This is a genomic window from Ensifer sp. Root142, from assembly GCF_001426785.1.
GTDB lineage: Bacteria > Pseudomonadota > Alphaproteobacteria > Rhizobiales > Rhizobiaceae > Ensifer > Ensifer canadensis.
This window is the reverse complement of the sequence record NZ_LMFK01000044.1, coordinates 195,853-218,277: the sequence shown is the minus strand read 5'-3', so window position 1 is coordinate 218,277 and position 22,425 is coordinate 195,853. Positions and strand designations below refer to the sequence as shown.

Annotated in this window: 20 protein-coding genes; 11 read left to right on the top strand and 9 right to left on the bottom strand. The window is 61.5% G+C overall.

Going from position 1 to position 22,425, the window contains the following annotated elements:
- Positions 1–227: 227 nt before the first annotated feature.
- Positions 228–1,277, bottom strand: a complete 1,050-nt coding sequence (moaA, locus tag ASD52_RS29560) for a GTP 3',8-cyclase MoaA (protein ID WP_025427252.1) — start codon at positions 1,275–1,277, stop codon at positions 228–230.
- A 148-nt stretch (positions 1,278–1,425) separates the two neighbouring features.
- On the opposite strand from moaA, the gene ASD52_RS29555 reads away from it, so the two are divergent.
- Both ASD52_RS29555 and ASD52_RS29550 read left to right on the top strand, forming a co-directional pair.
- Positions 1,426–1,800 carry a DUF971 domain-containing protein gene (locus ASD52_RS29555; protein WP_025427251.1) on the top strand — a complete coding sequence of 125 codons (375 nt, stop codon included), beginning with the start codon at positions 1,426–1,428 and terminating at the stop codon, positions 1,798–1,800.
- 24 nt (positions 1,801–1,824) lie between these two features.
- Positions 1,825–3,645, top strand: a complete 1,821-nt coding sequence (locus ASD52_RS29550) for a monovalent cation:proton antiporter-2 (CPA2) family protein (protein WP_025427250.1) — start codon at positions 1,825–1,827, stop codon at positions 3,643–3,645.
- Between the two features lie 26 nt (positions 3,646–3,671).
- On the opposite strand, the gene ASD52_RS29545 is transcribed toward ASD52_RS29550, so the two are convergent.
- The gene (locus tag ASD52_RS29545; RefSeq protein WP_025427249.1) at positions 3,672–4,157 is read right to left on the bottom strand and encodes a MarR family transcriptional regulator; all 486 of its coding nucleotides are present in this window, start codon (positions 4,155–4,157) and stop codon (positions 3,672–3,674) included.
- 47 nt (positions 4,158–4,204) lie between these two features.
- Here ASD52_RS29545 and ASD52_RS29540 point away from each other — a divergent pair, with 47 nt between their 5' ends.
- The 3 genes from ASD52_RS29540 (at position 4,205) to ASD52_RS29530 (ending at position 6,805) form a co-directional block, all read left to right on the top strand.
- The gene (locus ASD52_RS29540; protein ID WP_025427248.1) at positions 4,205–5,113 is read left to right on the top strand and encodes an alpha/beta fold hydrolase; all 909 of its coding nucleotides are present in this window, start codon (positions 4,205–4,207) and stop codon (positions 5,111–5,113) included.
- Between the two features lie 212 nt (positions 5,114–5,325).
- The gene (locus ASD52_RS29535) at positions 5,326–5,934 is read left to right on the top strand and encodes a pyridoxamine 5'-phosphate oxidase family protein (RefSeq protein WP_025427247.1); all 609 of its coding nucleotides are present in this window, start codon (positions 5,326–5,328) and stop codon (positions 5,932–5,934) included.
- Positions 5,935–5,998: 64 nt separating this feature from the next.
- Positions 5,999–6,805, top strand: coding sequence for a M15 family metallopeptidase (locus ASD52_RS29530; protein ID WP_057214302.1), 807 nt, complete (start codon positions 5,999–6,001; stop codon positions 6,803–6,805).
- 33 nt (positions 6,806–6,838) lie between these two features.
- Here the strand turns inward: ASD52_RS29530 and ASD52_RS29525 are convergent, their stop codons facing one another.
- The 3 genes from ASD52_RS29525 to fumC form a co-directional block, all read right to left on the bottom strand.
- Entirely contained in the window at positions 6,839–7,483 is a 645-nt protein-coding gene (locus ASD52_RS29525; protein ID WP_025427245.1) for a L,D-transpeptidase, read from the bottom strand.
- 175 nt (positions 7,484–7,658) lie between these two features.
- Entirely contained in the window at positions 7,659–8,729 is a 1,071-nt protein-coding gene (locus tag ASD52_RS29520; protein ID WP_025427244.1) for a GGDEF domain-containing protein, read from the bottom strand.
- Between the two features lie 189 nt (positions 8,730–8,918).
- Entirely contained in the window at positions 8,919–10,340 is a 1,422-nt protein-coding gene (gene fumC / locus ASD52_RS29515) for a class II fumarate hydratase (RefSeq protein WP_107027596.1), read from the bottom strand.
- Positions 10,341–10,843: 503 nt separating this feature from the next.
- Between fumC and ASD52_RS29510 the strand changes: the two genes are divergently transcribed.
- On the top strand, positions 10,844–12,739 hold the full coding sequence (locus ASD52_RS29510; RefSeq protein WP_025427242.1) for a murein L,D-transpeptidase: 1,896 nt from the start codon (positions 10,844–10,846) through the stop codon (positions 12,737–12,739).
- A gap of 253 nt (positions 12,740–12,992) precedes the next feature.
- Here the strand turns inward: ASD52_RS29510 and ASD52_RS29505 are convergent, their stop codons facing one another.
- On the bottom strand, positions 12,993–13,670 hold the full coding sequence (locus ASD52_RS29505) for an HAD family hydrolase (RefSeq protein WP_025427241.1): 678 nt from the start codon (positions 13,668–13,670) through the stop codon (positions 12,993–12,995).
- A gap of 223 nt (positions 13,671–13,893) precedes the next feature.
- Here ASD52_RS29505 and rpiA point away from each other — a divergent pair, with 223 nt between their 5' ends.
- From rpiA to ASD52_RS29480, 5 genes are all read left to right on the top strand, one after another.
- The gene (rpiA, locus tag ASD52_RS29500; protein ID WP_025427240.1) at positions 13,894–14,589 is read left to right on the top strand and encodes a ribose-5-phosphate isomerase RpiA; all 696 of its coding nucleotides are present in this window, start codon (positions 13,894–13,896) and stop codon (positions 14,587–14,589) included.
- Positions 14,590–14,710: 121 nt separating this feature from the next.
- The gene (locus ASD52_RS29495) at positions 14,711–15,259 is read left to right on the top strand and encodes a DUF2059 domain-containing protein (protein WP_025427239.1); all 549 of its coding nucleotides are present in this window, start codon (positions 14,711–14,713) and stop codon (positions 15,257–15,259) included.
- Positions 15,260–15,477: 218 nt separating this feature from the next.
- Positions 15,478–16,869, top strand: a complete 1,392-nt coding sequence (gene gor, locus ASD52_RS29490) for a glutathione-disulfide reductase (protein WP_025427238.1) — start codon at positions 15,478–15,480, stop codon at positions 16,867–16,869.
- A gap of 245 nt (positions 16,870–17,114) precedes the next feature.
- Positions 17,115–18,488, top strand: coding sequence for a 3-deoxy-7-phosphoheptulonate synthase class II (locus ASD52_RS29485; protein ID WP_025427237.1), 1,374 nt, complete (start codon positions 17,115–17,117; stop codon positions 18,486–18,488).
- Between the two features lie 121 nt (positions 18,489–18,609).
- Positions 18,610–19,008, top strand: a complete 399-nt coding sequence (locus ASD52_RS29480) for a GFA family protein (protein WP_025427236.1) — start codon at positions 18,610–18,612, stop codon at positions 19,006–19,008.
- A 94-nt stretch (positions 19,009–19,102) separates the two neighbouring features.
- On the opposite strand, the gene ASD52_RS29475 is transcribed toward ASD52_RS29480, so the two are convergent.
- From ASD52_RS29475 to ASD52_RS29465, 3 genes are all read right to left on the bottom strand, one after another.
- A complete protein-coding gene (locus ASD52_RS29475; RefSeq protein WP_038576148.1) occupies positions 19,103–20,053 on the bottom strand; it encodes a hypothetical protein in 951 nt (316 codons plus the stop codon).
- 162 nt (positions 20,054–20,215) lie between these two features.
- A complete protein-coding gene (locus ASD52_RS29470; protein ID WP_057214304.1) occupies positions 20,216–21,955 on the bottom strand; it encodes a pilus assembly protein TadG-related protein in 1,740 nt (579 codons plus the stop codon).
- A gap of 1 nt (position 21,956) precedes the next feature.
- Positions 21,957–22,379 (bottom strand): TadE/TadG family type IV pilus assembly protein, encoded by a 423-nt coding sequence (locus ASD52_RS29465; protein ID WP_025427233.1) that lies wholly within the window; start codon positions 22,377–22,379, stop codon positions 21,957–21,959.
- Positions 22,380–22,425 lie beyond the last annotated feature (46 nt).

Sequence of the window (22,425 nt, the reverse complement as noted above, 5' to 3'; positions counted from 1 at the left end):
CCTAATCCTCTCCGCAGACGGGGAGAGGGCACGTGCCACGCGACAGGTTTTCGACTGCTTCGGCTCGTTTACGGCGCCATTCCCAACATGTCGATCGCGCATCCTTGCCCGACTCACTTCGTAGCGGTTGACCTTTGTCCGGCCCGCCGCGCAGGCTCAAGGCTCAAGGGAGGCGAGAGCGCTGCCACGCGTGCTCTTCTCCCCGCTGGCGGGGAGAAGAGGGCGGATCAGCCGCCGGTGACGCTCATGTGGCGGGCAACGGCCGGGCGGTTGTGCTCACGATCGATGATGAAGTCGTGGCCCTTCGGCTTGCGGCCGATTGCCTCGTCGATCACCTGGCCGAGATACACGTCGTCGTCCGAGGCCCGCAGTGCTGTGCGCAGGTCGGCGGCGTCATTCTGGCCGAGGCACATGTAAAGCGTGCCGGTGCAGGTCAGCCGGACGCGATTGCAGCTTTCGCAGAAATTATGGGTCATCGGCGTGATGAGGCCGAGCCGGCCGCCGGTTTCGGCGACCTCGACATAACGGGCCGGTCCGCCGGTCTTGTAGGCGATGTCGGACAGCGTGAACTGCTGCTCAAGCTGCCGGCGCATTTCCGACAGCGGCATGTAGTGATCGGTGCGATCTTCCTCGATCTCGCCCATCGGCATGGTTTCGATCAATGTCAGGTCCATGTCGCGACCGTGCGCCCAGCGCATCAGGTCGGGGATCTCGGCGTCGTTGAAGCCTTTCAGCGCAACGGCATTGATCTTGACCTTGATGCCGGCGGCTTGGGCCGCGTCGATGCCTTCGATGACCTTGCCGAGATCGCCCCAGCGGGTGATCTGGTGGAATTTCGCGGGATCGAGCGTGTCGAGCGAGACGTTGATGCGGCGCACGCCGCAATCGGCCAGTTCCGCGGCGTGTTTCGCAAGTTGCGAACCGTTGGTCGTCAGCGTCAGCTCATCAAGGCGCCCGGCCTCGATCTCGCGGCCGAGTTCGCGCACCAGAAACATGATGTTCTTGCGTACCAGCGGTTCGCCGCCGGTCAACCGCAGCTTGCGCACACCCTTGGCGATAAAGGCGGAACAGAGCCGGTGAAGTTCTTCCAGCGTCAGAAGATCCTTCTTCGGCAGGAAGGTCATGTGTTCCGCCATGCAATAGGTGCAGCGGAAATCGCAACGATCGGTAACGGACACGCGCAGATAGGTGATCGCCCGGCCGAACGGATCGATCATCGGGGCGGTTCTGTCCTCAAGCGGCCTTGCGCCGGCTTTCACTATCGCTGCTGTGTTCAAATGTCTTTCTCCCAGCCCCTTCAATGTCGCCAGCAAACGTGGTCGCGTCAAGGCGCATCCTGTCGCAAAGTGTTGATTGGAAAAGCCGGGTAATTCTCCACGGGCGATTCTTCAGTTAAGCGTGAGCTTGAAAACAGGAGCAGACATCATGAGCGAAATCTGGCCGACGGAACTGCGTGTATCGAAAGATCGCCACCGCCTCGTCGTCGCCTTCAATGACGGCGCAACCTTCGACCTTTCGGCGGAGATGATGCGGGTGCTTTCGCCGTCTGCCGAGGTGCAGGGGCATGGACCGGGTCAGCGGGTGACCGTGCCGGGCAAGCGCAACGTCCAGATCATCTCGGTGCAGCCGACCGGAAACTACGCCGTGCGGATCGGCTTCGACGATTTTCACGATACCGGCATCTTTACCTGGACCTATCTCCGCGAGCTGGGCGAGAAGGGCGAGGAGCTTTTTGCGGCTTACGAGCAGGAACTCGCCGACAAGGGCATGTCGCGCGACAAGACCGAAAAGCCACGCTGAACCATCTGAAAAGGAGAGGGTCTATTGGCCGAAGCATCTGATGCGAATGACCTGATGCAGGTGGTCGTGCTGTTGACCGCCGGTGTCGTTGCCGTGCCGCTGTTCAAGCGCATCGGGCTCGGGTCGGTGCTCGGCTATCTCATTGCTGGATTGGTGATCGGCCCGTTCGGCCTGCGCTTCTTCACCGAGCCGCAGGCGATCCTCCATGTGGCCGAACTCGGCGTCGTGATGTTCCTGTTCATCATCGGGCTGGAAATGCAGCCGTCGAAGCTCTGGAGCATGCGCAAGGATATCTTTGGCCTTGGCGCGGCACAGGTGCTCGCCTGCATTGCCGGCCTGACCGGTGTCGGGTTAGAGCTCGGCTTTGCGCCCATTCCCTCCTTCATCGCCGGCACCGGCTTCGTGCTGACCTCGACGGCGATCGTCATGCAGATGCTGCAGGAGCGAAACGAGATTTCGACGCTGAAGGGCCAGCGCATGATCGCGATCCTCCTGTTCGAGGATCTGGCAATCGTGCCGCTGCTGGTGCTCGTGACCCTGCTTGGCAGCAGCGGGGCTGCGAGCGAGCCGTCGGAGCGCTGGATGGCGATCGGCATTGCTTTTGCAGCGCTTGTGGCGCTGGTGATCGCCGGTCGTTACCTGTTGAACCCGCTGTTCCGGCTGTTGGCAGCCGCGGGCGCACGCGAGGTGATGACCGCAGCGGCGCTGCTTGTGGTCCTCGGTTCGGCGCTGGCGATGCAGCAGAGCGGCCTGTCGATGGCGATGGGTGCCTTCCTTGCCGGCGTGCTGCTTTCTGAGTCTGCATTCCGCCACCAGCTCGAAGCCGATATCGAGCCGTTTCGCGGCATCCTGCTCGGCCTGTTCTTCCTTGGTGCCGGCATGGCGATCGACCTGTCGGTGATCGCCGCCAACTGGCAGGTCGTTGTGATTTCCGTGCTCGCCTATATGGCGCTGAAGGGCGTGCTGATCTATGCGGTCGCGCGGCTGCTGCGTGCCTGCCACAGCGAAAGTCTGGAGCGGGCGGTGCTGATGGCGCAGGGCGGCGAATTCGCCTTCGTGCTCTATGCCGCCGCCGTCTCGGCCGGCATCATCGATGCCGAAGCCAATGCGACGCTAACGGCGACGATCATCCTGTCGATGATGCTGACCCCGATCGCGATCTTCATCCATGGCCGTCTCGCCAAACCCGAGCCGCCGAAGACTGACGATCTGGAAGTGCCTGAGAATGTCGAAGGCACGGTGCTGATGATCGGCTTCGGCCGTTTCGGCCAGATCGTCAGCCAGCCGTTGCTGGCGCGCGGTTACAAGCTCTCGCTGATCGACAAGGATGCGGACTTCGTGCGCGACGCTTCGAACTTCGGCTTCCGGGTCTTTTACGGCGATGGATCCCGCAGCGATATCCTGCACGCGGCAGGCGCAGCCACCGCAAGGGCAATCCTCATCTGCGTCGACGACAAGGCGGCGGCGATCAAGATCGCCCACACCGCCAAGGAGGAGTTTCCGCTGGTGCCCGTGCTGGCGCGCGCGTTCGACCGCGGTCATGCCATCGACCTCCTGCACGCCGGGGTGGACTTCGAGATCCGCGAGACGTTCGAATCGGCGCTCGCTTTTGGCACTGAAGTGCTGAATGTTCTGGGCGAGGATGCTGAAACAGCTGCGGATGTGATCGAAGAGTTCCGCGACCTCGACAAGGAGCGCTTTGCGCTCGAAACCATCGGCGGCATCTATGCCGGGCGACAGCTGATCCGAGGCAACGCGCAGCCGTCCGACATTATCGCCTCGCGAACCGCGCGCGAGCGGGCGGAAGCGGAAGCCCGCGAGGCACAGGAAGGCTCAGCCAGCTAAAGACTGGCTCGTGCCCGGTCCGGCAGTCAGGCGAGTTCGTTCTCGTCCCTGAGCAGAACGGCGATGAGCCGCTCCATGGATTGTGCCACGACCATGCAGTCCTCGAGCGGTGCGCCCTCCATCGACTTTTCGATGAGGCCGGTCTGAACCTCCATGGCCTCTTCCGTCAGCGTGCGCCCGGTGGGTGTCAGCGACAGCCGAAGCACGCGCTTGTCCTTGTCGTCGCCGCGGCGCTCGATCAGCCCGCGTTTTTCCAGCTGCGGCAGCAGCATGCTCATGTTGGACCGCCCCACCAGCAGCTTGCGGGCAAGCTCCTGCTGCGAGATCCCGTCAAAGCGATAGAGGTTGATCAGGATGTCGAGATGAGGCGGCTTGATGTCGAGATGCGCGAGCGAGCGCGTCATCGTCTGCTGCATCAACTGACAGGCGCGCGCGACTGCAATCCAGCTACGAAAACGCGGGTGGTCCCAGGGGAAATGATGCTGTTCGTTCATCACTTGCTTTTTGTTCATCGTTGTACAATAATGTTCAGCATTGAACATATCAAGAGATTCTCACTATGGCATCCTTTGCGATCAAGGTCATCCGCCATGCGCTTGCCGGCGTGTCGGTCATTTCTCCCGAGGCCGCCGGCCGGCTCGCCTTCAAACTGTTCAGTGTTACGCCCGGCCGCAAGCCGAAGAGCGCCAAGGAACGCGCGGCCCTTGCCGCTGCCGTCCCGGTGATCGCCAAGGGCGAGCCGGTGACGCTTTCCTATGCCGGCGGGTGGGTCCTAGCACGGCATTTCGCGAGCCCGCGCAATGCCGCCAACGCCAAGCGCGTGCTGCTGGTTCACGGCTGGGGATCGCGCAGCGATTATCTCGCCACCATGATCGAAGGGCTGGTTGCCAGCGGAGCCGAGGTGGTAACACTTGACTGGCCCGGGCATGGCGCCTCGCCGGGGCGGACGCTGACGATGCCGGCCGCCGTCAGGGCGATCGATGCCGCCTGGCGGCATTTCGGGGGCTTTGACGTCAGCGTCGGCCATTCCTTCGGAGGCGCCAGCCTTGCCTGTGCGGCCGGTGGTCTCGTTTGCGACGTGCCTAGTCATGTCGCAAAAAAGCTTGTCCTGATCGGTGCACCGAGCGAGATGACCTGGCTTTTCAAGGGCTTCGGAAAAGTTCTTCGCCTTTCACCCAAAACCCAGGGCGCCTTCGAAGGCGTCGTCGAACGCCTGTCCGGCCGCCGGCTGGAGGATTTCGATGCGGCCAGGATCCTTGAGGTGCGGGCCGTTCCGACATTGATCATCCATGCGGAAGATGACAAGGAGGTTTCGGCCGACCATGCGCGCCGCTATGCGGCGGCCGGACCCAATGTCGAGCTTCACTGGGCGAATGGCTACGGCCATCGCCGCATCGTATCGGCAAGCCCGGTGATCGACAGGATCAATGCTTTCGTCCATGCCGAGGATCGAAAGGCTGCTGCCTGACCGAAGGCTGGTCGCGCATCCGCGTTCTCGCGTCCGATACGGCTTCGGAAGATTTCGCTGATGCCGTCATATGCCCGTCATGCTATCCGTCGAAAGGATCACTTCGACCGCGGTGTTACCGTCTTTCGCGAGGCGAGCGCCGCTGCTGATATTGAGTTGGCTGCATGAAGCCGGATAACGGTTTGGGCATCATGCATTTGCGGGAGGACGGCATGTCGATCATCACCTCGGTCGAGGAATTGAACGCGCTTTACGGCGGCGTCAGCGAGGCATCGGTGGCAAAGGTCACCAAAGTGCTGACCGCAGAGTACCGGCAGATGATCGAGGCATCTCCCTTTGCCGCACTTGCGACCGTAGGTCCCGAAGGGCTCGACTGTTCTCCGCGCGGCGACGACGAATGCGTTGTCCGGGTCGCCGACGACAAGACGGTTCTGATGCCCGACTGGCGCGGCAACAACCGCGTCGATTCGCTCGCCAACATCGTGCGCGACCCGCGCGTGGCGCTGATGTTCCTGGTGCCTGGATCCAACACCACCATGCGCATCAACGGCACCGCCGTCGTCAGCATCGATCCGGCGCTGACTGACTCCTTCGAGATCGATGGCAGGAACCCGCGCAGCGTCCTCGTCGTCACCATCGGCGAGGTCTATTTCCAGTGCGCCCGCGCCTTGATGCGATCGCAGATCTGGAATCCTGAGCGCTTCATCGATCCCGCGACGCTTCCGACGCCCGGTGCGTTGCTGAAGGCCGCCAAGGCCGATTTCGATCGGGATACCTATGACCGCGAATGGCCGGAGCGCGCAGCCCAGACCATGTGGTAGGCTGAACGGCCGAGCGGGTTTGCGAACGACCGCGGAGCCGACGCAAGCCAGAGATGGAAACGTGATGCGACGTGGATCTATAAGCGCGTGTCTTGGTGCCGCCGTTCTGCTTGTCTCGGCCTGTGTCAGCAGAGGCTTGGCGGCCGAGCCGACGCTCAGCGAAAAGCTCGAACTGCTCGCCAGGGCCTATCCGGAGGCGGTCGCCGAGGTCGGCCAAGACACGCTGACCCTGCGCGATGGCGGCCCGGCGCTGCCGATCGATGATGGCAGGCAGAAGAGCCACGCCGAAAAGCTCGCATCCGGCGATATCGAGGACAGTCTTTCGCAGATCTATCCGCTTGGTCCCTGTGCCAAGCCGCCGGGTGTGGATTTCGATCCGGGCCGCATCCGCAGCGAAGCCTTGATGAAACGTCTTTATGGGGGCAGTGCTGCGGGCGTCAGGCGCGATCTTGTCGTGGTTGACTGGTTCGGCGAGCGCCTGAGCGTCACCAGCAGGCACGGTGTGGCCAAGGCGTTGCAGGCGGTCGGGCGCGAGCTTGCCTCACGACCAAAGCTGAAGCGGTATCTCGTGCCCAGTGCCGGGACCTTCAACTGGCGCAACATTGCCGGCGCGCACACGCTCTCGGTGCACAGTTTTGGCGCGGCGATCGATCTCAACACCGGCTTTGCCGGCTACTGGCGCTGGGCGGGCGGAGGCAAGAGCGGCGCGGCGCCCTACCGCAACCGCTATCCGCTGGAGATCGTCGAGGTCTTCGAGAAGCATGGTTTCATCTGGGGCGGCCGCTGGTATCATTTCGACACCATGCATTTCGAGTACCGGCCGGAACTGATCGCCATTGCAAGACAGGCGGGTGCCTCCGCCTGTCGATAGGCTGAGTGTGGACGCCTTGCCTTGACTGGTCGGTCAGTCGCGAACGACCACAGTCGTGCCGAGCTGGACATTGGCATAAAGGTGCTCGACATCCTCGTTGGCCATGCGGATGCAGCCTGATGACATCGCCTTGCCGATCGACAGCGGCTGGTTGGTCCCGTGAATGCGGTAGATCGTCGAGCCGAGATACATGGCGCGGGCACCGAGCGGATTGTCGATGCCGCCCTCCATGCTGGCGGGCAGCACCTTGCCCTTCTTGGCTTCACGAACGCGCATGTCCTCGGGCGGCACCCAGGTGGGCCATTCGGCCTTGCGGCTCACGGTGTTGGTTCCGGTCCACAGAAACCCCTTCCGCCCAACGCTGACGGCGTATTTGACTGCGATGCCGCGGCCGACGACGTGGTAGAGGCGACGCTCGGAATTGTCGATGATGATGGTGCCGGGAGCGGCGGTCTCAGGGAAGGCGACGAGTTCTCGCGCGATCGGTGACTGGCTGATGTCGCCGCGCTTGGCCTTATAGCTGGCGCCGCCTTGCGACAGGACCTGAAGCCAACCGGTCTTGGCGGCGTTGCTGTCGAGGGAGGCGACGGTGATCTGACCCTGTGCCTTTTCGCCGGCGATTGCGGCTGATCCTGTCATCAAGACGATCGCGGTGACGGCTGCAAAAATGCGCTTCATGTCGGTTCTCCCCCTCGGATTGTGGGAACCGATCGTGCTTTCCGTAGCCGTTGGTCCCTGTTGCAACTGTTCTAGCGATTGCAATCAGGCCTGGCTGTTTCCAAGGGAACGAGAGTGCTGACATGAAAATGGCGCCCGATGGACGCCATTTTCATGAAGGGTATCTCGGACGTTGCTAACGTCGGTAGATCAGCCAGTTGCGGCCGGATTCCTTGCGCATGCCGTCTTCGAACAGCATCGTCTTGTTGCGGCCGGCATTCTTGGCGGAATAGAGCGCGATATCCGCCTTGTTGTAGAGATCGACGGCATCCTCCGCGGCGGTCGCCATGCAGACGCCGACCGACAGGGTGATCGGGCCATAATTGACGCCGGTCTTGGAATTTCTAAAGGGCGTGCCGGCCAGTACGGTGCGAATGCGATCGGCGACCTGCAGGCATTCTTCCTGGCTGCTGTCTTTGAGTATGACCGCGAACTCCTCTCCGCCGGTGCGGGCGACAAAGGCGTCGCGGCGGACATTGGCGCGGATGACGCTGCCGACCGTCGCCAGGATCTTGTCGCCGACCGGATGGCCGAACGTGTCGTTCACCTTCTTGAAGTGGTCGATATCGGCAACCAGCAGGCCGGTGAAGTTCTTCTCATGATCGTTGTTGTAGACGGCGGCGAGATTGTCGTCGAAGGCACGGCGGTTGGCGAGCCGCGTCAGCGAATCCGTATTGGCGATCCGCTTGTATTCGTCGAGTTCCTGGCGGATGACCTCCATCTCGAAGGACTTCTGCACCACGGTCTGCACGCGCTCCTTGCCCTGGCTCATCGTGTCGGCGGTCGCCTCGGTGAGGATACCGATGGCGTGGCGCAGGATGTCGGCGCTGGACGCGCTCTTGCTCGTTATGTTGACATAGGCTTCGTCGAGAACCTTGTTGTAAGTCTCGAGCGCATATTGCTCGTCCTTCAACAGGTTGACCAGTTCGGTCAGCTTGGCCGCAAGGCTGGTGTGGGCGCGCTCGATACCGGTCGAGCGATGGATATGGCTGAAATATTGTGCGCCGATCGCGTCGAGTTCCTCCTGGGTCGCGCGGCTGCCGAGAGCTGCGAGTTCCTTGGACAATTGCGGATTCGAACCGAGGTAGGCTTCGTAATAAAGCTCGTAATTGCGCGGTATCGGCGACACGCCCATCATGCGCATCGCATGAGTTACTTGTGCTGCGATATCCGGAGCTTGCGTTTTTCCAGAGGTGGCCGTTTGCATTCGCAAACCCCCAATATTACTCATTGCTTACAGGTACTGATTTTTAGGGGCAAATGATTTGCGAAGTCTTAATGATTGCTTCTGCGAATGAAGACAATTCGACTTAACGCAGACAATGCAATGTCCCGTCGATCCGGGCGAGGGCCGAGCCGCGACGCGGATTAAGGCGCCGCGGCAGGGGTATACGGATCAGGCCGGGCTGATCATCGTTTCCGGACGCACGATGGCGTCGAACTCTTCGTTGGTGACGTAACCGCCGCCGACGGCTTCTTCGCGCAGTGTCGTGCCGTTCTTGTGGGCGGTCTTAGCGATCTTGGCCGCGTTGTCGTAGCCGATCTTCGGCGCCAGCGCCGTCACCAGCATCAGCGAGCGGTCGAGCGCTGCCTTGATGTTGTCTTCGCGGGCCTCGATGCCGACGACGCAGTTGTCGGTGAAGGAGATCGCGGCATCGGCGAGCAACTGTACCGACTGCAGGAAGTTATAGGCCATCAGCGGGTTGAAGACGTTGAGCTCGAAATGGCCCTGGCTGCCGGCAAAGGTCAGTGCGGCGTTGTTGCCGAACACCTGGACGCAGACCTGTGTGAGCGCTTCGCACTGGGTCGGGTTGACCTTGCCCGGCATGATCGACGAACCCGGTTCGTTTTCCGGCAGCGAGAGCTCGCCGAGGCCCGAGCGCGGGCCGGAGCCGAGGAAGCGAATGTCGTTGGCAATCTTGAAGAGGGCAGCTGCTGCGGCGTTGATAGCGCCGTGGCTGAAGACCATCGAATCGTGGGCGGCAAGCGCTTCGAACTTGTTCGGTGCCGTGGTGAAGGCAATGCCGGTGATCTTGGCGATTTCTTCCGCGACCTTCTCGGCAAAGCCGATGGGTGCATTGAGGCCGGTACCCACGGCGGTACCGCCCTGCGCGAGCTCGCAAAGGCCGGGCAGGGTCAACTCGATGCGCTTGATCGAGGACGCGACCTGGGCGGCATAACCGGAGAATTCCTGGCCGAGCGTCAGCGGGGTTGCGTCCTGGGTGTGGGTGCGGCCGATCTTGATGATGTGATCGAACGCCTTGACCTTGGCTTCGAGCGCCTCGTGCAGGTGCTTTAGCGCCGGCAGCAGATCATGGATCACCCGCTCCGCGCAGGCGATGTGCATCGCCGTCGGATAGGTATCGTTGGACGATTGGCTCATGTTGACGTGGTCGTTCGGATGCACCGGCGTCTTCGAGCCCATGACGCCGCCGAGCATTTCGATTGCGCGGTTCGAGATGACCTCGTTGGCGTTCATGTTCGACTGGGTGCCGGAGCCTGTTTGCCAGACAACCAACGGGAAGTGGTCATTGAGCTTGCCGTCGATGACTTCCTGCGAGGCCTTGACGATGGCATCGGCAATGGTTGCATCCAGGCGACCGAGCGCCATGTTGGTGCGGGCCGCGGCCTGCTTGACGATGCCGAGCGCGCTGACGATTGCGACCGGCTGTTTTTCCCAGCCGATCTTGAAGTTGCCGAGGGAACGCTCGGCCTGGGCGCCCCAATAGCGGTCGTTTGCCACTTGGATGGGGCCGAACGTATCTGTTTCCGTGCGCGTCGATGTCATCGTGATCCCTGCCTTCGTCATGCGGTTCATGAAGTCTGGGCGAGGGGACGCGGTCGCAACCGGCTGTCCCTTCCCCAAGGTGCCGGGCCTCTCTCTGCCCCGGCTGGCAAGGCTTGTAAAGAGGTGGCCCCGGAGCTGGCAATGCTACAATCGTTTGAAAGGCGGGCGTGCGACAAAGAGCGGCCTTTGCAGTCGTGCAGCGGCTGATTCGCGTGCGCGCGGCGAACCCGGATTCCTTGTGGCGTTTCAGTCACATTCGTTGCCTTCCTTTAAGGCTCGCATTGCTCGCCTTGCCGTGCGGGCCGGGTGGCAACGACACTAATGTCGATGCAAATCAAATTTTTACGCCCCCTCGAACGTCCTGGCAATCAAGCGGTTTTTTTAACACGCAGAGGTGTTTTCATGCACGTTCGGGGAGGCGCGTTTCCTTTTCATTCACCATCCTTTTCTATAAGTTTTAGAGCACGAGGGCGTGGCGAGAATCTGGCTAAAGCCGAGTTCGGCGACAACGCGATACGGGGACGTAGTTTCACATGAGAATTTTCAAGACGGCAGCGATCGTAGCGCTCATGAGCAGCTGTTCGATTGCAACCTTCGATGTGCGGCCGGCTGCGGCCATCACGTTGATGGACCTTATCCGCGGCGGCAGACAGAAGACGCCGAAGCAGGAGATGCAGTCCGGCCAGCCGCTGCCCGGTGTCGGTTCCATGGGGCAGCCGCAGCAGAGGACGGTCTCCACGCCGCTGCCGAAGGTGACCGGCCCTCGCTATTATACCTACAAGGCGGAACCTCTGCGCCGGGTCGATACCGGTAGGCTGCTCGATCCGGTCGTCACCGGTTCTGTGCGCAACGAAGCGCTGCCGCCAATGCTGCGTGCGGCGCTCACCGATGCCCGTCAATTCATGCCTGACGTTGAGGTTCGCACGACCTCGAATGTGGCAAAAGCCATCGAGACCCATTACGGCTCGCGTTCTGATTTCGTCTGGATCGACGGCACCGGTGTCAACGCGCGCGCAAAGGGGGCGATTGCCGTTCTTGCCGATGCAGCAAAGGTCGGTCTCGATCCGCAGGATTATGCCGTTCAGGTGCCTGCTGATGAATTCGACCGCGGCGATATGATCGCGCGCGAAAAGGAACTTGTTCAGTTCGAAATCGCGCTGTCGGCGGCAACGCTTTCCTATGTCGAGGACACGGTGCGTGGCCGCATCGATCCCAACAAGATCTCCGGCTATCACGATTTCAAGCGCAAGACCGTCGATCTCTCAGCCTTCCTCGATAGGATGTCGGCAAGCTCCGATGTTGCCACGCTGCTCAACGATCAGAACCCGAAGAGCGAACAATTCGCTGCATTGTCGGTTGAACTCGAGCGCCTTCGTGCAGAGAAGAGCGTGGAACAGCGTGTCGAGATCGCGCCGGGCACGCTCCTGAAGCCGGGCCAAAGCAATCCGGAACTTGCCAACATCGTCGCCGGGATCCGCATCAAGGGTTCCGAGACGCTGAAGTCGGATCACGCCGCAGTGCTCGCGGCCTATCAAGGAACCCCTGAGTACACGCCTGAGCTGGTTCTGCTCGTCGAAGCGTTCCAGAAGGAGAATGGCCTGAAGGCCGATGGCGTCGTCGGTCAGGCGTCGCTGCGACTCCTGACCGGTGGCGACACCGTGGCAAGCAAGATCAACAAGCTCGAAGTCGCGATGGAACAGGCGCGCTGGCTTCCCGATGGGCTCGGCAACCGCTACGTCTTCATCAACCAGCCGGCCTTTACCGCGTCCTATAGCGACAATGGCGCCGAGCAGTTTTCGATGCGCGTCGTCGTCGGTTCAAAGGCGAACCAGACCTATTTCTTCCAGGATGAGATTCAGACCGTCGAGGTCAATCCATACTGGGGCGTGCCGCAGTCGATCATCATCAACGAGATGCTGCCGAAGCTGCGCAACGACCCTGGTTATCTCGATCGGATGGGCTATCAGGTTGAGATAGGCGGGCGCTCAGTGCCGTCGTCTTCCGTCAACTGGACCGGATCGACCGCCTCGGTTGCCGTGCGCCAGCCGCCGAGCAGCGACAACGCGCTTGGCGAACTGAAGATCCTGTTCCCGAATGCGCATGCCATCTACATGCACGACACGCCGTCGAAGAGCTTCTTCAAGCGTGACCAGCGCGCACTCAGCCACGGTTGCGTGCGGCTCGCCGATCCGCGCCGGATGGCAGCGGCCGTGCTTGGCACCAGCGTCGAGGATGTCGGCAAGGAAATCGGCGGCGGCAGCAACAAGGCGTTGCAGGTGCCGCAGAAGGTTCCTGTTTACGTCGCCTATTTTACCGCCTGGCCGAACAAGGACGGTGTCATCGAGTATTTCGACGACGTGTATGAGCGCGACATGTACGTGAACCGCGCCCTCGACGCCACCCGCGACGCTCGCCGGGCCGAGGGGTAAGTCCCAATTAGGCGATGGCGCCACTCGCACTGGCACCGTGTTCGACGACAGAATTTCAGACCCCGTGGAGCTTCTCCATGGGGTTTTTCGTTTAGGTGGTGGTGACGCGAGAGGAACGTAGCGTGTTTTTGCGATGCGAGAAGCGGCGCGACGCAGGAACCTGCTACGTGCGCGCTGCCAATGACGATTGATCTTAGTGGGCTCTATCCTCGATCAGATGCGGATCAAAACCTCAGGCCCAGCGCCCGCGCGCTTACTTGCCGTTGAAAAGCCCTGTCACCAGCGCCGGCGTCAACTCGTCGAAGTGGCGGATGATCACTGTCGGCTCCAGGCTTTCGATCGGCACGTCGGAATAGCCGAACGGCACGGCGATCGACGGGATCGCGGCGTTTCGGGCGACCAGAATATCGTTGAGGCTGTCACCGATCATCACCGAGTGCGCGGCACTGCCGCCGGCATTGGCGATCGTGCGCAGCAGGTGGTCGGCATTCGGCTTGCGGATTTCGAACGTGTCGCCACCGGAAACCGCCGCGAAGCGATCGATGAGGCCTAGGCGCTCGAGCAGCCGGTTTGCCAGCATCTCCGGCTTGTTGGTGCAGACTGCGAGCTTGAAGCCCGCCGCCGACAGCCGGTCGAGTGCGTTGAGCATGCCCGGGTAAGGCAGGGAATCACCCGGCATCGAGCCATGATAGAAGTCGACGAACTCCTTCATCTGCCAGGCCAACGCTTCTTCATCGAGCGGCTTGTTGCGAAGCGCAAAAGTCCGCTCGATCATCGCGCGGGCACCGTGGCCAACGAGATGGGTGAGGTCGCGGTAGGTGACCGGCTCGACGCCGGCCTGGGTCACCGCATGGTTGAGGCTCGCCACCAGATCCGGCGCCGTATCGACAAGGGTTCCGTCGAGATCAAAGACGACAATGGGGGAAGACAAGAGGTGAACCTCGCGTAGCCGGAAAGAGTTGTCGTTCGGGTAGGCGAAGTTGCAAGAGAATGCAATGGCAAGTGTGTGTGGGAAGGGACCAGGAATCCGGGCCGGGCCCCTGATTTTGGCTTTTGTTTGCAGCTTTGGGCGTGTAAGTGTCTCAGCGGAAAACGGATGGAGAAGGTGGGTAACCGCATCCACATCCGGTGGGTAAAAAGGGAGCGACTGGCGTATGGACGCCCGCCAAATGAAAATCAAAGCCGCGGCAGCGGCGCTCGAACATGTCGAAGACGGCATGCGTCTCGGCATTGGGACGGGATCGACTGCCGAGGAGTTCGTTCGGCTCCTGGCCGAGAAGGTCGCTGCGGGCTTCCGCATCGAAGGCGTTCCGACCTCCGAGCGTACTGCGCGGCTGTGCCTGGAGCTTGGCGTGCAGTTGAAGTCGCTGGACGAACTTCCGGAACTGGACCTGACGATCGATGGTGCCGACGAAGTCGATGGTCAGTTGCGACTGATTAAGGGCGGCGGCGGCGCATTGCTGCGCGAGAAGATCGTCGCGGCCGCTTCCAAGCGCATGATTGTCATCGCCGATGAATCGAAAGTCGTCGATGTTCTCGGCGCATTCAAGCTGCCGATCGAGGTCAATCCCTTCGGCCAGGTGGCAACGCGCATCGCCATCGAAAAGGTGGCCTCGCGTCTCGGTCTTTCCGGTGACATCTCCGTGCGCAACTCAGGCGACGGCCCCTTCAAGACGGACGGTGGACACCTCATTCTTGATGCATCTTTTGGCCGTATTCCTGATGCAGATGCGCTCGCGGGAGAGCTGAATGCCATTCCGGGCGTGGTCGAGCATGGACTTTTCATAGGCATCGCGTCGCTGGCAATTATTGCCGGACCGGAAGAGGCACGCATTCTGACCGCATCTTGAGCCGGTTCCCGTCGCTCCCTGGGGAGCAGGGGCCGGTGAAGAAAACAGGTTACCACACATGCGGGCCTGGCGGCGGCAATCGCCCCGGCAGCATGCGACAAACACAGGAGCATGGATAAAAATGAACAAACTCGCAGGTCTTGTCCGCACTTTCGCAGCCACCGCGGTTCTCCTTTCTGCATCCATTCCGGTTCAGGCTCAGGACGTGTCCGACGCCCAGATCAAGGCCGCGCGTGCGACCATCGCTGCACTCGGCGTGACCAACAACTTCGACAACATTCTGCCGAACCTCGCCGAGCGTCTGAAGAATACTCTGATCCAGGCTTCGCCGAACTTCCAGGAGCTGATCACCGCGACCGTCGACGAAAAGGCTTTGACCCTGGCAGCGCGTCGCGCCGATCTCGAAAACGAAGCCGCGACGATCTACGCCAAGACCTTTACGCTTGAAGAGCTGAACGCCATTACCGAGTTCTACAAGTCGACGGCCGGCAAGAAGCTTCTGAACGACGGCCCGATTGCTTCGCGCGAATTGTTGAAGGCGGCAGACATCTGGGCAGCCGGCGTGTCGCGCGACCTCAACACCGAAGCCACGAAGTCGCTCGACGCCAAGGTCGGCACTTCGGCTCCGCCACGTATTGAAGGCACCGTTGAGACACCGCCCGCCCAATAATCCGCGGTCGGTCGGAGAGAGCTCGGGTCAGCTGGGCTAAACATCACGTTTTGGGGAGCCCGGAGCAATCCGGGCTTTTCTTTTTCTGCAGTGCAACACTATATGTGCCTGCGACGGGGGACTGCCCCCCGAGCGGGGCGTGCCGCCGGCGAAAATGCCTGGTCCGCGGTCCCCTAATTGTCCTAATTGCAGCTTGCACGACCTTCAGGAGTTCGCCCATGCCCGCTTTCGACTATGACCTCTTCGTAATCGGTGGCGGTTCGGGTGGCGTCAGAAGCGGCCGGCTGGCGGCAAGTCTCGGCAAGAAGGTCGCGATCGCCGAAGAGTTCCGTTATGGCGGCACCTGTGTCATCCGTGGGTGCGTTCCGAAGAAGCTCTATGTCTACGCGTCGCAATATTCGGAACATTTCGAGGATGCGGCGGGTTTCGGCTGGACCGTCGGCGAAAGTCGCTTTGATTGGCAAAAGCTCGTCGCTGCCAAGGAGCAGGAGATCACGCGGCTCGAAGGCCTCTACCAGAAGGGGCTCGCCAATGCCGGCGCGGAGATCCTGCGTACACGGGCTGAGCTTGTCGGCCCGAATACGGTTCGCCTGCTCGACACTGGCAAGACCGTGACCGCCGAACGTATCGTCATTGCTGTCGGCGGCCACCCGACGCCGCATGACGCGCTGCCGGGCCATGAACTCTGCATTTCCTCCAATGAGGCTTTCGATCTGGCGGAACTGCCGAAGTCGATCCTGATTGCAGGCGGTGGCTATATCGCTGTCGAGTTCGCCAATATCTTTCATGGTCTCGGCGTCGAAACGACACTGATCTATCGCGGCAAGGAAATCCTCTCGCGTTTCGATCAGGATCTCCGCCGCGGCCTGCACACGGCGATGGAAGAGAAGGGCATCCGGATCCTTTGCGAAGACATCATCCAGTCGGTCACGACTGACGCCGACGGCAAGCGCGTGGCGCAGACGATGAAACACGGCCAAATCGCCGTCGATCAGGTGATGCTGGCGCTTGGCCGCGTGCCGAACACCAAGGGCCTCGGGCTCGAAAGCGCCGGGGTGAACACGGATGAGCGCGGCGCGATCGTCGTCGACGCCTTTTCGCGCACGAGCGCGCCCGGCATCTATGCCCTCGGCGACGTGACCGATCGCGTCCAGCTGACACCGGTCGCGATCCACGAGGCAATGTGCTTCATCGAGACCGAATACAAGAACAACCCGGTATCGCCCGACCACGACCTGATCGCCACGGCCGTCTTCTCCCAGCCGGAGATCGGCACCGTCGGCCTCAGCGAGGAGCAGGCTGCGCGTCAGTTCGAAGAACTGGAAGTCTATCGTGCCGAGTTCCGGCCGATGAAGGCGACGCTTTCCGGCCGGAAGGAAAAGATGATCATGAAGCTGATCGTCAACGCTGCCGACCGCAAAGTGCTGGGCGCCCACATCCTCGGGCACGATGCCGGCGAAATGGCGCAATTGCTCGGCATTTCGCTGAAGGCCGGTTGCACCAAGGACGACTTCGATCGGACGATGGCGGTGCATCCGACAGCATCGGAAGAGCTTGTGACGATGTATGCGCCGTCCTATCGCGTGCGTAAGGGCGAGCGGGTCGGCTGAGCAGGGCGGTTGCTTTGCTGACGCCGGAAACCATGAATTCTGGTAGGATGCCTTTCCAAGCCATCGCTTAACGTCTATAAGCCCGCATCCGCGAAGTCACCGGCTTCGAGCGGGCGCGAAGGCTTGGCCACGCGCTGAAGCGGGGCGCGCGGACGCAGTGAAATTTCCGAATACCGGGCGGTGTCGAAACCGTCAGGGCGCGACCCGCGCGGACCGACGTCCGCGGCAGACAACAGGTGATCGAAATGGCACAGACTTGGACTCCGAATAGCTGGCGGCAGAAACCCATCCAGCAGGTTCCGGATTATCCGGACCTTGCGGCTCTTGCGGCAACGGAAGCGAAACTCGCGAAGTATCCGCCGCTGGTGTTTGCCGGCGAGGCGCGGCGTCTGAAGACTGCTCTTGCCAATGTTGCCGAAGGCCGCGGCTTCCTGCTGCAGGGCGGCGATTGCGCCGAGAGCTTTGCCGAGCATGGGGCCGACACGATCCGCGACTTCTTCCGCGCGTTCCTGCAGATGGCCGTCGTTCTGACGTTCGGCGCTCAGCAGCCGGTGGTCAAGGTCGGTCGCATCGCTGGCCAGTTCGCCAAGCCGCGCTCCTCCAACATCGAGAAGCAGGGCGACGTCGAGCTGCCGAGCTACCGTGGCGACATCATCAACGGCATCGAGTTCACCGAAGCGGAACGCGTTCCGGATCCGGAACGGCAGATCATGGCCTACCGCCAGTCCGCCGCGACGCTCAACCTGTTGCGCGCTTTTGCGATGGGTGGCTATGCCAACCTCGACAACGTTCATCAGTGGATGCTCGGCTTCGTCAAGGATAGCCCGCAGGCAGAGCGCTACCGCAAGCTCGCCGACCGGATTTCCGAGACGATGGATTTCATGAAGGCGATCGGCATCACCTCTGAAAATCATCCAAGCCTGCGCGAAACCGATTTCTTCACCAGCCACGAGGCGCTGCTGCTCGGCTACGAGCAGGCGCTGACGCGTGTCGATTCCACCTCCGGCGACTGGTATGCGACTTCGGGCCACATGATCTGGATCGGCGACCGTACCCGCCAGCCGGACCACGCCCATATCGAATATTGCCGTGGCATCAAGAACCCGCTTGGCCTCAAGTGTGGCCCGTCGCTGACGGCTGACGGCCTTCTGGAACTGATCGATCTGCTCAACCCGGCCAACGAAGCCGGCCGCCTGACGCTGATTTGCCGCTTCGGCCATGACAAGGTTGCCGAGCACCTGCCGCGCCTCATCCGCGCGGTTGAACGCGAAGGCAAGAAGGTCGTCTGGTCCTGCGATCCGATGCACGGCAACACGATCACGCTCAACAACTATAAGACCCGCCCGTTCGAGCGGATCCTGTCGGAAGTCGAAAGCTTCTTCCAGATCCACCGTGCGGAAGGCTCGCACCCGGGCGGCATTCATATCGAGATGACCGGCAACGACGTTACCGAATGCACCGGCGGCGCCCGTGCGCTTTCGGGTGACGATCTCGCCGATCGCTACCACACCCATTGCGATCCTCGCCTCAATGCGGACCAGGCGCTGGAATTGGCGTTCCTGCTCGCCGAGCGCATGAAGGGCGGCCGCGACGAGAAGAAGCTGGTCGTCAACGGCTGATACTGAGGCATTGCCGCACGGTTCAGATTTTCTGAACCTCGAGCGGTCGCTATGAAATTGACAATGCCGGGCCGGCTCGCGAAGCTGGCCCGGCATTTCTCGTTTCAGGAGGTCGGGGACCATGTCGGATATTCACAGCGGCAGCTGCCTTTGCGCGGCAGTGCGGTTCAAGACGCGGGGCGAACTGCGCGAGTTGATCTTTTGCCATTGCACGCAATGCCGCAAGCAGACGGGCCTCTATTACGCCGCGACCAATGTGCTGGATCGCGACATGGAACTTGAGGGGGCGGAGGACGTGACCTGGTATCGTTCGAGCGATGGCGCGCAGCGTGGTTTTTGCCGCAACTGCGGCTCGGCTCTGTTCTGGAAATCCGATAGCGCCGAATACGTCTCGATCATGGCCGGCGCCTTTGAGAAGCCGACGGATCTCCTACCCGGCTATCACATATTCTGTGCCGACAAGGGCGATTTCTACGACATTAACGACGATCTGCCGAAGTTTGAAGCGGGCCGGTCGTAGGACCGTTCAAGCCACTTCCGGCCGCCAGGCGATGACGCGATCCGTGCGCGCGAACCTCCGGCGACGCCGGGCCGCACTTAGTGAAGGAAATGACCTATTTCGCCAACCGGACTGCACCGTCCGTGGCTCGCTCATAGGCATTGGCCAGGGCCGCGAGCTTTATAGCCTGCCAGCGACAATACTCGTCGACCAGTCCGGCGCTCATCCAAAAGCGTCCACGGGAGCCGTCGTTCGATCGGCCGATGAAACCTGTGTCCTGCGCTTTGGTGAACAGTCTGCGCACGTGCGTGTTGGAGATGGTGTAGTGGTTGGCAAGCTCGGCGAGATTGAGTTCCAGCCAGACCTTTCCGTCCACGGGCGTCAGGCTTTTCGGACGCGCCATGAGGTCATCGAGCAGCAAGCCCCCGCATTCGGTCCAAACGAAGATGGCAACGCCTTCGGGGGGCTCGCTCCAATTCTTGTCGGACAGGAGCATTCGCGCCGCGATCGGCTGCGTGCGTCCAAGGACAGAGGTGTCGGCCTCGACATGTTCCAGACGTCTGCCGCCATCGAGGCGGTCGAGCGTGCCCATTTGGCTCATGAACCAACGCATCATGGCGCTCTCGCTGACTTCCGTCGGCTCAAGTGGGCGAACCTTCTTGTTCGTCCGCTCACCTCTGACATCGCGCAGCAGCTTGTAGGCGAGCAGCTCGGACAGGAATGCGGCTGCCGTGTTCCTGCTTGCGCCGCCGGTCTCGCGCATGAACTTCAACAACCGCGCGGCAGTCACTCCCGAATCGGGGTGAGACGGGTCGCGCTCAAGATGAAGCGCGTAAGCGGCCTGGGTCAGCGTCCATTTCTGGTGGGAGGCGACGAGACGAGCCACACGTGGAAAAATATCATAGACCGCCATCAGATCGCGAGCGCTGATCTGCAGCGTCTCGCGCAGGAGCGGGTTGCGCAGCAATCCGTCCGCCGTGAAGGCGAGCGGTTTCTCCGGTGCAGCATCCCCCTGTTTTGCAACCAACTGCATCTGTCGCGCACGTCTCCCGACGATCTCTCGCATACGCCTCGGGTTCCGATCCCTCGCCACGTGTGCTTCGATACTACTCAACCCATCTGCATGTAGCAGCTCTACCTTGCCCATAACGTGCGAACCCGTCATTTTGTTCGAAAGCATCGGCAATCGATTTTCCGTTGCCAGTCCCTTTGTGCTGTCGCGAGGCTGTTACTGCACCAGTACCGGTGGCTGACATTTGACGCCGGTGACGCGGACATCGGCTTCTCCCACGCGTACCCCCACTAGGAGCAGCAGATTGTAGAGCAGATCGTCCACCGGTTTCGTGACCGCGGCCAAGGTCTGGGCAAGCGCCTGTTGCAGGATAGTCGGGCTGCCGAGCGTCAGGAACAACACCTGAATGTTCAAGTCCAGATTGTTGAGCAGGGTCTTCGTCGTCGACGACAGGATGTCCTTGGTCGAAACGCTCTTGATCGAGCGTGCGGCCACTTCGGCGGGGCTGAAGGTGAGGCGGGACGCTTGAAGGTTCTGCGCCTCGACGTGAGCGATGGCGTCGATCTTGACCGCCAGCGCATCGACGATGCGGGCGCGCTCGACCCGAGCGTCGAAGGAGAAACTCGAAAGCACCTTCGGATTGACGTCACCGACGGCGATCTCAGCGACGCCCGGCACCGCGTCGACGACGACTGCCGCGTTCTCCGGCTTGCCGCCGTAGCAACGGATGTCGGCAAGTTTGGCTTCTGCGTGGGCAAGCTCGACATAGATCGGCAACCGAATGCGCATACCGGCAAGGGCCGCAAGCCCGTCTATGCCCACCTCGACGGCAAGCCGGGTCTGCGCCGTGCGGACCGCTGCTCCTGGGGTTCCCAGGCGATAGCTCGGCGTTTCGACCGGCGGTTCGCCAATTGCGAGTTTCACCGTGGCCGAAGCTATGCCCGGAAGCCCGGCAACCGCGTTAAGCGCGATCTGATGCTCGCCGTTGGCGATGGCGGCGGCGGCCGAGACGATCTGCAGCGCACTCACCTTCATCGTCCAGTCGGAGCCGGCATCGATCCTCATGTCCTTTTTCGGGTCCAGATTGAGGATCTGCGCCAAGGTGAAGGTTTTCTTGTTGTTGGCCGTTGCCAGCTCGATGCTCTTGAGGGCAGAGGTCACCGTACCGGAGAGCCCCTGGAACAGCCGCATCGAAGACAGGAGCTGCGGCAGGGTCAAATTGGCGTCGAGCACGTCTTCATAGGAGGCGGAGGTCAGGCTGAGCTTGGTCGCGACGATCTTCAGGAAAGGCTGGATATCGATGTCGGCGTCGATCAGGGCGGTGTAGTCCATGACCTTCAGCGAAATGTTGGTGCCAAGCATCTGGCCGAGAATGGCATTGAGCAGGCCGTCATTCAGGCTGGCGAGGCGAGAGCCGACGGAAAAGGCGGCAACCTTCGAACTCGCCGCTGTCCCGACCACGCTCAAGTCCGGCGGTGCGGTGAAGAGGGAGGCAAGGAAGATCTGCCCCTTCTTTTCCAGGAGTACCTGGACCGCATCCGAAGGGGCGGCATCCCTGACGAAGCGCTGGCCGGCTGCGACGCCCGGATCGGGGACATACCGTCCACGCGTGACCGTTGCCACGCCGTCGACCTTTTCCGTCCCGACGTCGCCGGGCGGCAGAACCTTGCCATCGACGGTCAACAGGCCGGAGGGCGTCGCAACAGCGAAATTGACATGGTTGTTGGAGAAGTACTTGAGAACAGCCTGCTCGGCGGAGGAGACGTTCGATGCGGCGGCGATGGCAGCAAGATCGACGGTCGACTGCATTTCCTGCTTCTGGACCGTGAGGTAACCGTAGTCGATGCCAAGTCCCATGGAGGCGATCACGAGCGGCATGACGAGAGCGGCGGATATGCCGACGTTGCCACCTCTTGATCGGGCGAGGTGTGCTATTCCCGGCGCTTTCAAACCCATATCAGATACCTCCCAAACGGATCGTAGCGAAGCGCTCGATATTTTCGCTCGGCATGGCGAAAGTGAACATGTTGAAGATCGGGAGATCGCCGGCGTCGTACTTGATCCTCACGGTAAACTGGTTGGCGTTACCAGCATCGTCCTTGACGGTGACCGTCATACGGGACGGCTTGATGAAGGCTTGGTCCATGGTCGTGCGCTGGATGTAGTCCGTGGCAAGGCGTTCTCGCTCGCCTTCGGAAAGTCCGGCAATGGCGGTGCGCGCTGCGTCGGCGGCTATCTGCTGAATGGAGTGGGCCGCGCTGAGGTAGATGCCGTAGGCGATCAACGTCAACACACATAGAAAGAATAGAGGGGCGATGATTGCAAATTCAATTGCGGCAGCGCCATCGCGGCTGCCGAACAGGCGCGTTATTTTGGACATATCAGCAACTCCGACCGAACCGTGACTGCTTTTTCTCTGTCCCTGC